Source organism: Pseudoduganella violacea (assembly GCF_014191875.1).
Taxonomy (GTDB): Bacteria; Pseudomonadota; Gammaproteobacteria; order Burkholderiales; family Burkholderiaceae_D; genus Rugamonas; species Rugamonas violacea_A.
In genome coordinates, this window is sequence record NZ_JACHXD010000001.1 from 281,630 (window position 1) to 293,394 (window position 11,765).

Consider the following 11,765-nt stretch of genomic DNA (forward strand, 5'->3'; position numbering starts at 1 on the left):
GTGCGTTTAGTTCAACGCCAGCCGCGCGGCGCGGTAGCCCCACCACGAGGCTTCCTCAAACACGGAGAAGCCACTGAGGTCGGAGTGGGCGAAAAGGATGGGACCATCCAGCTCGCGCAGGGCGCGCAGGCCGGCGTCGCTGCGGAAGCCCGGGGACGGGGAAGCCATGGCATGGCCGCGCAGTGTGATGTCGACGCGCTCGACGCAGGAGGCGAAGTTGGCGCCGTAAGCGGCTTTGAGGTCGGCGCCGGCCAGCGCCAGCAGCTCTTGCGGGCTGGCCGAGATCATCCAGCGCCGCGCGCCGGAAGGGGTGCGATCGGATAGCGCCACGTAGGAACTGAATACGGTCTTTTCCGGCGGACGCACGCGAATGTCCTGGTGGGTGGAGACAACATAGCCCAGCCCTGGTTCGCCGTACACCACATTGTCCCAGGAGAGCGGCGTCTGCCCCCTCTCTTCGGGGAAGCGCTTGAGCAGAAAGTTCGCCACCATCCACGGCGCGTACACGGGAATATGCTGGGCGGGGTTGAAGCCGTAGCTGGCGATGTTCTCCACCACGCGCGCCGCCACGTACAGCGGCATGGCGCAGATGGCTTTGCGCGCGCGCACCAGGAAGCTGCGCGGCTGGCCGCCTTCGAGCGCGAAGCAGAGCGCTTCCACGCCCTTGTCCGCACGCTTCAGTGATACGGCTGTGCCCTTCAGGCGCTGCGCGCCGGCGCGCCGTTCCAGGCCGGAAGCCAGGGTCTGCAAGCCGCCCGGCCAGGTGAGCCAGGCGCCCTGCCCGGCATTGGCTGCTTCGCCGCCACGGCCGCAGAAGTAGTGCAGGCCGGCCCAGGCGGATACCTTGTCGTAGCGCGCGCCGTAGTCGTCGCGGCAGCAGTAATTCAAGTACCAATGCAGGCTGGGCGAGCGGTAGCCTTTCTGTTCTATCCATTGCTTGAAGCTGATGGCGTCGAGCTTGAGCCAAGCCGCATCGTCCGAGGAATTCACGGTGGGGAAGGCGAAGACGCGCTTGCCGTCGCTGCCGCGCACCTGGCGCAGTTGCTCGACTTCGGCGAAGAAGCGTTTGTGCTCTTCCAGCTCCTGCGCTGGAACGCCTTCGTGCGGTACCAGCCCTTCCTGCCATTGGCCATTGAACAGCAGGCGCTCTTCCGGCGCGTGCAGCACGGCGCGTTCGTCGTAATACGGTCTTTGCGCCATGGCGTCGCGCTGGATCACGCCCAGATCGGTCAGAATCTCGCGCACGTGGAAGCATTCCTGCGTCGGCAGCGGCAGATAGTGGGCACCGGTCGGAAAAGCCAGCTCGCCGAAGCTGCCGCCCGCCGCGTTGCCATAGGGCTGGGGGCCGTCGAGCATGAGGAAATCTCGCTTGCCTTCCTTCGCCATCTTCCACGCCGCCGTCAGTCCGGCGATACCGGAACCAAGAATCATCACATCGGTTTCCAGCGTTTGCGATGGCGGCGGCAGGGCTTTGCGGTCGCGCAGGAGGTGACCTTCGTCGCGGCCCGGCATATTGACGTTGGGCGTGATTTCCTGCCAGCGTAGAAAGCCCGCCACGCCGGCGGCGGCGGTCGCGCCGCTGGCGCCGGCCCACAGCAGAAAGGAGCGGCGCAGCATCAGCGTATGCTCCGCCGCCAGTCGCGCTCGAATTCATTCACGAGGGACTGGGTGTTGAGGCGGTTGGGTTCCATCGGCAGCGGCTTCATATCGGGCGGGAAGCTGAACATGGCGCGCGTGGTTTCCGCATTCAGGTAGCGCATCGGCAGGCGATACGACTCGGGCGGCTTGTACTCCTGCTGCGGCGAGGCGAGGATAAAGCCCCATTCGCCGAACGAAGGAACGTAAGCGTGGTAAGGACTGGTGCGCAGGCCCACTTCGCGCAGCGTGGCGTCGATGGTCCAGAAAGCATGGGGCGCGAAGAAGGGCGAGGTCGATTGCACCACCAGCAGGCCGTTCGCCGCCATATGCTGCTTCACCATGCCGTAGAAAGGCACGGAGTACAGCTTGCCCAGCGCGAAGCTGGAGGGATCGGGGAAGTCGATGATGACGGCGTCGAACATCTCTTCCGTGTTTTGCAGCCAGATTGCCGCGTCGGCATTGATGACGCGCACGCGCTTGTCGGCAAAGGCGCCGTGGTTCAGTTTCACCAATTCTTCGCGCCGGGCGAAAGCCTGGGTCATGGCCGGATCGAGATCGACCAATGTGACCTGCTCCACCTGTGGATAACGCAGCACTTCGCGCAGGGCCAGACCATCGCCGCCGCCCAGCACCAGCACGCGGCGCGCCCAAGGCAGCGCTTCCATGGCCGGATGCACCAGCGCTTCGTGGTAGCGGTATTCGTCGCGCGAGGAGAACTGCAGATTGCCGTTGATGTAGAGCCGCAGGTCGTCCTTCCAGCGCGTGATGACCAGGCGCTGATACGGCGTGGTGGTGGAGTACACGATCTCGTCGCCGAACAGGCCATGCTCGCCGAACTGCGTCATGCGGTCGGCGCCGATGAAGCCGAACACCAGCGCCACCAGCACGGCGCTGGCGCGCAGCAGGCGTCCCGTCAGATTTTCCAATTCGCGGCGGAAGACGTAGATGGTCCACAACGCCACGCCCACGTTCAGCATGCCGAACATGAAGCCGGTGCGCACCAGGCCCAGATGCGGCGCCAGCACCAACGGGAACAGCAGGGACACGGCCAGGGCGCCCAGATAGTCGAAGGTCAGCACCCGGCTTACCAGTTCGCTAAAGCCGGTCTGGCGCACGTTCAGGGCGCGCATCACCAGCGGCACTTCCATGCCGACCATGGCGCCGACCATGAACACCATCGCATACAGCATGGTGCGGAAGGGCGCCCCCATCCACGAGAAGGTCAGGAACAGCAGGGCCGCCGAGACGCCGCCGATCAGGCCCACGGCCAGTTCGATGTCGACGAAGCGGGCCAGCACGTCCTCGTCCTTCACGTATTTGGACAGGTGGGCGCCGACGCCCATGGCGAACAGGTAGCAGCCGATGATGGTGGAGAACTGGAGGATGGAATCGCCCAGCAGATAGCTGGCGAGCGCCCCGGCGATCAATTCGTAGGCCAGCCCGCAGGATGCGACCACGAAGACGGACAGGATCAGAATCTTTTTGGTCATTTACGTGCTTTTGCTCTAATATGTTTCTATGCAAGCAAGTTTGACACATACTCAGCCACGGGGAAAGACGTGTACGCCATCCTGAATTATCTGATCCACCTGTTTCTGGCTGCCTTTTTATTGGGCGTGTTCTTCAAAGCGTACACCTGGATGACGCCCTACGATGAAGTTCTGCTGATCCGCCAAGGCAATCACGCCGCGGCCCTGTCGCTGGGCGGCGCCCTGATCGGCTTCTCGCTGACGATCGCTTCCAGCCTGCTGCACACCGCGAATTACCAGCAGTTCTTTGCCTGGGCCGGCGGCGCCATGGTGGTGCAGGCCTTGGCCTATGCCGTGACCACGCGCCTGCTGCGCATGGCCAAGGACCAGATCGAGGCCGACAACAGCGCCTTCGGCGGCCTGCTGGGCGCGATTTCGCTCTCCATCGGTGGCATCAACGCCGCCTGCATTTCCTGACACAGAGTATTCAAGCGAGGACCACATCATGGGTATCGGCAGCTTTATCAAGAAGCAGTTTATCGACGTCCTGCAATGGAACGAGGAGACGGAAGGCGTGCTGGCCTGGCGCTATCCGATGCAGGACGCGGAAATCCAGAACGGCGGCGTGCTCGTGGTGCGCGAATCGCAGGTGGCGGTCTTCGTCAACGAAGGCCAGATCGCCGACGTCTTCGGCCCCGGCACCCACAAGCTGAGCACCCAGACCTTGCCCGTGCTGACCAACCTGAAAAACTGGGACAAGCTGTTCGACTCCCCGTTCAAGTCGGACGTGTACTTCTTCAGCACCCGCGTGCAGACCGGCCGCAAATGGGGCACGCAGCAGCCGATCACCATCCGCGACAAGGATTTCGACATGATCCGCGTGCGAGCCTTCGGCATGTATTCCTACCGCGTGACGGATGCGCGCAAGTTTTTCACGGAAGTGAGCGGCACACGCGAAGCCTATACCCGCGACGAGGTGGAAGACCAGCTGCGCGGCATCCTGATGGCGACCATGGCCGGTTCGCTGGGCGGCTCGAATATCGCCTTCCTCGACATGGCGGCCAACCAGGCCTTGATGGCGCAGGAAGTCAAAGGCGACCTGGCCGATGCCTTCGCCCGTTACGGCATCGGCCTCGATGAATTCAATGTGGCCAGCGTCAGCCTGCCGGAAGAGCTGCAGGCGGCGCTGGACGAGCGCATCTCGGCCGGCATGAAGGGCGGCCTCTCGGCCGATAAGCTGGGAGGCTTCACCAAATACCAGGTGGCCAGCGCCATTCCGCTGGCGGCGCAGAACGAAGGCGGCATCGCCGGCATCGGCGCGGGACTGGGCGCGGGCGTGACCATCGGCCAGGCCATGGGCCAGGCGGTGGGCGCCAGCATGACCCAGGTGGGGGCGCCTACCGCAGCGGCGCCTGCGGTGGCGGACGACTCGATCGAAGCCCGTCTGGGCAAGTTGAAAGCCCTGCTCGACAAAGGCCTGATCTCGGCGGCCGACTACGACAGCACCAAGGCCGAGCTGCTGAAAAAACTGATAGGTTAAGCGCGTCTGATGCAAGTAGTTTCCTGCCCCAGCTGCGGCGCCGAAGTCAGCTTCCGCTCGCACGCCTCGGTCATGGCCGTGTGCGAGTACTGCAATACCCGTGTGCTCAAGGATGCCGACGCGGTCCAGAACCTGGGCAAGATCGGGTCCGTGCTGGAGGATTATTCCCCGCTCTGCCTGAACGCCAGCGGCGTGCTGGGTGGCCGCGCCTTCACCGTGATCGGCCGCATCCAGCTGCGTTATGCGGCGGGCATGTGGAACGAGTGGTATCTGCAATTCGCCGATGGCGGCAACGGCTGGCTGGGCGACGCCTCCGGCCAGTACACCGTGACCACGCTGCGCAAGCCGGAGGGCGAGCTGCCGGCGTTCGAGCAGCTGGCGCCGGGCCAGCAATACACCGTCGGCAAGGAGCGCTATACGGCGGCCGACATCCGCAGCGCCGAGTGCAGCGGCGGCCAAGGCGAGCTGCCGTTCAAGGTGGGCGACGGCTGGCAGGCGCGCGTGGCCGACCTGCGCCTGGGCGAGAGCTTTGTCACACTCGATTATTCGGACGGCGCGCAGCCGCAGCTTTATCACGGCATCGCCGTCACGCTGGGCAGCATGCAAATGCAGCTGCTGCGCGACGACGAGCAAATCCGCCGCACGGCGGGTCGCTATCGCGGCAAGCTCGATACGCTGAACTGCCCGTCCTGCGGCAGCGCCATCCAATACCTGCCCGGCCTGACCGCGAATCTGGTTTGCCAATCCTGCCGGACCAGCATCGATGCGGCCAGCCCGCAAGCGCAGGTACTGGCTGCCGGCGCAAAGCTGGAGCAGGTGAGCACTTCGCTGGCACTGGGCGCCAGCGGCAAGCTGGGAAACCAGGACTACACGGTGCTCGGCATCCTGCGCCGCCAGGACTATGAAGGCAGCAGCTGGACCGAGTATCTGCTGTACAGCGGCCGCAAAGGCTTTACCTGGCTGGTGGAGACGGACGAGGGCTGGTTCCGCTCCAACGTGATGGACAAGTGGCCCAGCTGGGACGGCCCGGCCTCCAGCGCCTGCACTTTCGACAAGATCCGATACGCCAAGCTATACGACTACGAAGCCAAGGTCACGTTCGCGGCGGGCGCCTTCAACTGGCGCGTCAGCGTGGGCGACGAGGCCAAGGTCTACGAATTCAAACAGGGCGTGGTGCAGCTGGCGGCCGAGCTGACGGGCGAGGAATTGAGCTGGTCGCGCGCCACGCCGATGTCGCGCGACCAGGTGAAGGCCTGGTTCGGCAAAGCCTATCGCGGCCCGGAACCGGGCGCACCGCTGCTCGACTCGGCGGCGGGCAAGCGCTATACCTCGGTCGCCAAGGGCATGATCATGATGCTGCTCGCGATCAATGCGATACCGCTGCTGGCGTCTTTCACCAGCACCTTCATGTACAGCGTGATCGCCGCGCTGGCGATCTATATTCCCGCCAAAATTCTGGATGCGATGGATAAGTAAGATGGGTAAATTCCTGGTGTATGCGATGGTTGTGACCATCTTCAGCATGTCGGCAAGCTGGATCCGCATGTTTTCCGGCGACGAAGGCACGCACGGCGGCAGCGGCAGCAGCTGGTCTTCGCGCACCGGCGGCGGCAGCTGGGGCGGCGGTGGCGGCGGAGGTCACAAGTGAGCGCATACTCACGCACGGACGACCGCCATCTGCCCAGCGGTACGCATTTGCTGGCCGATATGTCGGGCATCGCCGCGCAGCGCCTGGGCGACTGCAGCGCCATCGAAAAGCTGCTGCGCACCGCCGCCGAGGCGGCCGGCGCCTGCGTGCTGCACAGCCATTTCCACGGCTTCGGCCCCGGCCAGGGCGTGACCGGCGTGGTGCTGCTGGCCGAATCGCATATCTCCATCCACACCTGGCCGGAGGATGGCTTTGCCGCCGCCGACATCTTCATGTGCGGCGCGGCCCAGCCTCAGCTGGCCCTGGACCTGCTGCGCGCCGCCCTGCAGCCGGCCCATTGCGAGCTGCACACGGTGCGCCGCGCGCCGCCCCAGCTGCTGGCGCGCGCCGGTTGACTTCCTGGCAAGGCGGTGCCACACTGGCGCCTCCATCAACGACCACCACAGGAGACGACAAAATGCGTAAATTGGACATTGCCCTCCTGTCGGCAGCCTGATCCCCCGCGTTTCGCAAGCTCTCGCAACACCATCTGTTTGAGCCGGTAACGAGCCGCGCCTGATCGCGCGCCGACCTTCCCATTGCACTTCGTGCCTCCGCCTTGCGCGGATGCGTATGCTCGCGCGCGTCGCGAGCGAACTGAATCCGGGAACACCGCTCAATCATGATCGAATTCGATTTCGCAGTACTGCGCCGTATCGGCCTGAACAACTCCATCCTCGCCCAACTCTCCATGGCCGAGGCCGCCCCCGGCGCCCAACTGATGCGCCTGACCGAAGTCCAGCGCGACTGGCAAACCGTGCATGACGGCCAGGCCGAACACCGTGCGCGCGCCCTGCCCCGCCTGCTCAGCAGCTTGCAGGAACAAGGCAGCGGCCTGGCCGTGGGCGACTGGGTCGTGGTGGAAAGCCATGCCCATGGCGAGCTGTGGATAAGCCGGCGCTTATCCCCATTCACCCATATCGCGCGCCGCGCCAATGACGGCCGCCGCCAGCCCTTGGCCAGCAATATCGACACCGCCCTCTTAGTCATGGGATTGGATAATGATTTCAATCCACGCCGGGTGGAACGTTATATTGCCCTGGTCCAGGCCGCGGAAGTGGCGCCGGTCGTGGTACTCAGCAAAACCGATCTCGGCATCGATGTCGATAATCGCATCGCCGAATTACGCCAGCGCCTGCCTTCTTATATTCCAATCGTGGCAATTAATAGTCTCAGTATGATGGCCAATACGGAATTAAAACCCTGGCTGGGCAATGGGCAAACCATCTGCCTATTAGGCGCATCCGGCACCGGTAAATCCACGCTGACCAATACCCTGACTTCGGCGCATCAGGAAACCGGCGGCAACCGCAAAAGCGATGGCCGCGGCCGGCATACGACAACGGCACGTTCGCTGCATATCTGTCCGGATGGCGGCTGCATTATCGACACGCCCGGGCTGCGCACCTGGCGTCCCGATGCTGATGGGGAAACCCTGGCTGCCACCTTCGACGATATCGAAAGCTTGGCCGCCCATTGCCAATTCCACGATTGCCGCCACGAGGCAGAACCCGGTTGCGCGGTGCGCGAACAAATCGATCCGGATCGCCTATTGAATTACCACAAGCTATTGCGCGATGTGCAGCGCAGCCAGCAAACGCCGCTGGACAAAATCTCCGCGCGCGCCAAGTGGAAAGTCATCATCAAGGCCGCCCGCACGCGTGGCCGCGACAAGCGCAGTGTGTAGGCACTAACACGCATACACAGGTGCACGAGCTGGCGGCTGTTTCAGCAGCTTGTTTTTGCACCAATATTTAGCTTATACAAGCTGCAATCTTGCACAAAACTCTAATCCAGTTCCTCCCAGCCCGGACTTTGGCCCGTGCTGGGAGTACACTATGGTTTCCGGCTACTCCAGCCTCACTCAGACTGCATACCTATCATGCGCCGCTTTGCGCCCCTCGCTTTCGTTTTCCTCGTCGCCGGCTGCAGCGACAATTACACCGCCCCCAGCCTGTATATGGCGACCACGCCCGAGTGCAAGACCTGGGCCGAAGGTTCGACTTTCCAGCTGCCGCGCGGCATTACCGTCTCCGCCACGGCGCCCACCACCCTGCCCGAGGGCGGCGTGGAATTCAGCATGATTTATATGGTCCCGCGCGGCAATGAAGTCCAATTCACCAGCCGCGCTTTTAAAATCAGCCAGCCCAAAGGCGAAGTCATTGCGCCGGCCGAAGTCGTCAGCATTTACCAGCGCGGCACCAATCAGCGCGCCGATCTGGTGGAAGTGATTAAAGAAGTGCCATTAATGATGATTTCCGTCGGTACTTCCGACGAAACCCAATTCCGCTATTCCTTCCGCTATACGGGCAAATTGCCGGAACGTTTTGATGTCACCCCGCCCACGACGATTATTCGCGGCAATCGTTACCCGGTGCGGACTTTCACTTACCGCTATTTCGCCGACCGCAAAGCCTACGGTTTATGCACCTAATCAGAACCACGGAGATTTGTGCATGGAGCTCGATGTTATTCACTGTGCCCCGCAAATTCTCGGAGGCATTGACGACTTCCCATCGGTAAGCCGCGCCAGTGCCTTAGCCTAAAAAGCTTAAGACAAAGAAAAAGGCAGCCGAGGCTGCCTTTTTTGCTGTGCTGCGCGGACCGATCAGTGCTTGGTCTGGCGCAGTTTGGCGATCGCTGCCAGCTGGCCGATGGCGGCTGCCAGTTCAGCTTGCGCTTTCGCGTAGTCGATGCCGGTCTTGTTGTTGGCCAGGGATTCTTCCGCCAGTTTCTTGGCGGCCTGGGCCTTGGCTTCGTCCAGATCGTGACCACGGATCGCGGTGTCGGCCAGTACCGTCACGGCGTTCGGCTGCACTTCCAGCAGGCCGCCGGCGACGAAGACGAACTCTTCTTCAGCCTTGCCTGGGATCTGGATGCGCACCGCGCCCGGACGGATACGGGTAATCAGCGGCGTGTGCTTCGGGTAGATACCCAGCTCGCCCTGTTCGCCCGGCAACGCGATGAAGGTGGCTTCGCCGGAGAAGATTTCTTCTTCGGCCGAAACCACGTCAACGTGAATAGTGTTTGCCATGTGTGTCCTATCGGGTGTAAGCGGCGCCGCCCACGGGGCCGCGCCGCGCCAAACTCAACGATTAGTTGAGTTTCTTGGCTTTCTCGATTGCTTCTTCGATCGTGCCAACCATGTAGAACGCTTGCTCTGGCAGGTGATCGAGTTCGCCGGAGGAGATCATCTTGAAGCCTTTGATCGTGTCCTTGAGCGAAACGTATTTACCTGGGGAACCGGTAAACACTTCAGCAACGTGGAAAGGCTGCGACAGGAAACGCTGCATCTTACGGGCGCGAGCCACCAGCAGTTTGTCTTCCGGCGCCAGCTCGTCCATACCCAGAATCGCGATGATGTCACGCAGTTCTTTGTAGCGCTGCAGGGTGCCCTGCACGGAGCGCGCGGTGTCGTAGTGTTCCTGGCCAACCACCAGCGGATCCAGCTGACGGGAGGTCGAATCCAGCGGGTCCACGGCTGGGTAGATACCCAGGGCGGCGATGTCACGCGACAGAACCACGGTGGAGTCCAAGTGGCCGAAGGTGGTCGCAGGCGACGGGTCGGTCAAGTCATCCGCTGGCACGTACACGGCCTGGATCGAGGTGATCGAACCGGTCTTGGTCGAGGTGATACGCTCTTGCAGACGGCCCATTTCTTCGGCCAGGGTCGGTTGGTAACCCACGGCGGAAGGCATACGGCCCAGCAGTGCGGACACTTCGGTACCGGCCAGGGTGAAGCGGTAGATGTTGTCCACGAAGAACAGCACGTCACGGCCTTCGTCACGGAAGGATTCCGCGATGGTCAGACCGGTCAGCGCCACGCGCAGACGGTTGCCTGGTGGTTCATTCATCTGACCGTAAACCATCGCCACTTTCGAGTTGGCTGGGTTTTCCAGGTCCACCACTTTGGCGTCGGCCATTTCGTGGTAGAAGTCGTTACCTTCACGGGTACGCTCACCCACGCCGGCGAACACGGACAGACCCGAGTGCGCTTTAGCGATGTTGTTGATCAGTTCCATCATGTTCACGGTCTTGCCGACACCGGCGCCGCCGAACAGACCCACTTTACCGCCTTTGGCGAACGGGCAGACCAGGTCGATAACCTTGATGCCAGTTTCCAGCAGGTCTTGCGATGGCGACAGTTCGTCGTACGCAGGCGCCACGCGGTGGATCGAAGCCACTTGGTCGTGAGCAACTGGACCGCACTCGTCGATCGGGTTGCCCAGCACGTCCATAATACGGCCCAGGGTTGCTTTGCCCACTGGCACCATGATTGGTTTGCCAGTGTTCTGGATGCTCATGCCGCGACGCAGACCGTCGGAGGAGCCCAGTGCAATGGTACGGACAATGCCGTCACCCAACTGCTGTTGCACTTCCAGGGTCAGCTCGGAGCCTTCCATTTTCAGCGCGTCAAAAACTTTAGGCATCGCATTGCGTGGGAACTCAACGTCCACCACAGCGCCGATACACTGAACGATTTTGCCATCAGCCATGTTCGTTCCTTCAAATATAGTTAAATTCGTTTAAACCGCTGCCGCACCGGCGACGATTTCAGACAGTTCTTTGGTAATTGCAGCCTGGCGGGTCTTGTTGTAGACCAGCTTCAGTTCACCGATGACGTTACCGGCGTTGTCGCTGGCGGCTTTCATCGCCACCATACGGGCCGATTGCTCGGACGCCAGGTTTTCCGCCACCGACTGGTACACCAGCGCTTCTACATAGCGCTCCAGCAGTTCGTCGATCACGGTCGCAGCGTCCGGCTCATAGATGTAATCCCAGTTGTGATTACCCTTGTCAGCCTGCACTTTGTCTGCCGTCAGCGGCAGCAATTGCTCGACCATCGGTTCCTGCTTCATCGTGTTGATGAACTTGGTGTAGCACAGGTAAACAGCGTCCAGCTTGCCTTCCTGGAATTTCTCCAGCATGACTTTGACCGGGCCGATCAGCTTTTCCAGGTGCGGCGTATCGCCGATCTGGGTAGCTTGGGCGACCACGGGCACGCCAACGCGGTTCAGGAAGCCCAAACCTTTATTACCAATTGCGACTGCCTCAATCTTGTTACCAGCGCCTTCCAGCTCGCGGGTCTTGGCCGTCACCATACGCAGCACGTTGGTGTTCAGGCCGCCGCACAGACCTTTATCGGTCGTGACGACGATGAAACCCACTGCCTTCGCTTCCGTGCCCTTGGCGTCCGCCAGGAACGGGTGCGTATATTCCGGGTTGGCATTTGCCAGGTTCGCAGCGATGTTCCGAATCTTGTCACTGTAGGGACGGGCGGCGCGCATGCGATCCTGCGCCTTGCGCATTTTCGATGCGGCGACCATTTCCATCGCCTTGGTGATCTTCTTCGTATTCTCTACGCTCTTGATCTTGCCACGTATCTCTTTGCCTACTGCCATGAGTCCTTACTCCTTTGCGCGTGAAGGCG

The 11,765-nt window shown here is 62.1% G+C and carries 12 protein-coding genes; 7 read left to right on the forward strand and 5 right to left on the reverse strand.

Annotation, left to right across the window (positions count from 1 at the left end; genetic code table 11):
• Window positions 1-6 precede the first annotated feature (6 nt).
• Both FHS03_RS01290 and FHS03_RS01295 read right to left on the reverse strand, forming a co-directional pair.
• Window positions 7-1,617, reverse strand: a complete 1,611-nt coding sequence (locus FHS03_RS01290; RefSeq protein WP_183439219.1) for an NAD(P)-binding protein — start codon at window positions 1,615-1,617, stop codon at window positions 7-9.
• Entirely contained in the window at window positions 1,617-3,128 is a 1,512-nt protein-coding gene (locus tag FHS03_RS01295; protein WP_183439220.1) for a polyamine aminopropyltransferase, read from the reverse strand. Before FHS03_RS01295 ends, FHS03_RS01290 begins: the two co-directional genes overlap by 1 nt.
• A 69-nt stretch (window positions 3,129-3,197) precedes the next feature.
• Between FHS03_RS01295 and FHS03_RS01300 the strand changes: the two genes are divergently transcribed.
• The 7 genes from FHS03_RS01300 to FHS03_RS01330 all read left to right on the forward strand — a co-directional run bounded on the left by FHS03_RS01300 (window position 3,198) and on the right by FHS03_RS01330 (window position 8,768).
• Window positions 3,198-3,584 (forward strand): DUF350 domain-containing protein, encoded by a 387-nt coding sequence (locus FHS03_RS01300; RefSeq protein WP_183439221.1) that lies wholly within the window; start codon window positions 3,198-3,200, stop codon window positions 3,582-3,584.
• A gap of 28 nt (window positions 3,585-3,612) precedes the next feature.
• Entirely contained in the window at window positions 3,613-4,647 is a 1,035-nt protein-coding gene (locus FHS03_RS01305; protein WP_183439222.1) for an SPFH domain-containing protein, read from the forward strand.
• Window positions 4,648-4,656: 9 nt separating this feature from the next.
• A complete protein-coding gene (locus tag FHS03_RS01310) occupies window positions 4,657-6,123 on the forward strand; it encodes a DUF4178 domain-containing protein (RefSeq protein ID WP_183439223.1) in 1,467 nt (488 codons plus the stop codon).
• 1 nt (window position 6,124) lies between these two features.
• Window positions 6,125-6,295 carry a hypothetical protein gene (locus FHS03_RS01315; protein ID WP_183439224.1) on the forward strand — a complete coding sequence of 57 codons (171 nt, stop codon included), beginning with the start codon at window positions 6,125-6,127 and terminating at the stop codon, window positions 6,293-6,295.
• A complete protein-coding gene (speD, locus tag FHS03_RS01320) occupies window positions 6,292-6,690 on the forward strand; it encodes an adenosylmethionine decarboxylase (RefSeq protein WP_371871562.1) in 399 nt (132 codons plus the stop codon). The genes FHS03_RS01315 and speD overlap by 4 nt, the downstream gene beginning before the upstream one ends.
• A 266-nt stretch (window positions 6,691-6,956) precedes the next feature.
• A complete protein-coding gene (gene rsgA, locus FHS03_RS01325) occupies window positions 6,957-8,021 on the forward strand; it encodes a ribosome small subunit-dependent GTPase A (protein WP_183439225.1) in 1,065 nt (354 codons plus the stop codon).
• 195 nt (window positions 8,022-8,216) lie between these two features.
• Entirely contained in the window at window positions 8,217-8,768 is a 552-nt protein-coding gene (locus FHS03_RS01330; RefSeq protein ID WP_183439226.1) for a hypothetical protein, read from the forward strand.
• Window positions 8,769-8,942: 174 nt separating this feature from the next.
• On the opposite strand, the gene FHS03_RS01335 is transcribed toward FHS03_RS01330, so the two are convergent.
• The 3 genes from FHS03_RS01335 to atpG form a co-directional block, all read right to left on the reverse strand.
• Window positions 8,943-9,368 (reverse strand): F0F1 ATP synthase subunit epsilon, encoded by a 426-nt coding sequence (locus tag FHS03_RS01335; protein ID WP_050410372.1) that lies wholly within the window; start codon window positions 9,366-9,368, stop codon window positions 8,943-8,945.
• Window positions 9,369-9,429: 61 nt separating this feature from the next.
• Complete coding sequence (gene atpD / locus FHS03_RS01340) at window positions 9,430-10,830, reverse strand: F0F1 ATP synthase subunit beta (RefSeq protein WP_050410374.1); 1,401 nt, start codon at window positions 10,828-10,830, stop codon at window positions 9,430-9,432.
• Window positions 10,831-10,860: 30 nt separating this feature from the next.
• Entirely contained in the window at window positions 10,861-11,736 is an 876-nt protein-coding gene (atpG, locus tag FHS03_RS01345; RefSeq protein ID WP_050410375.1) for a F0F1 ATP synthase subunit gamma, read from the reverse strand.
• Between the last annotated feature and the right edge of the window lie 29 nt (window positions 11,737-11,765).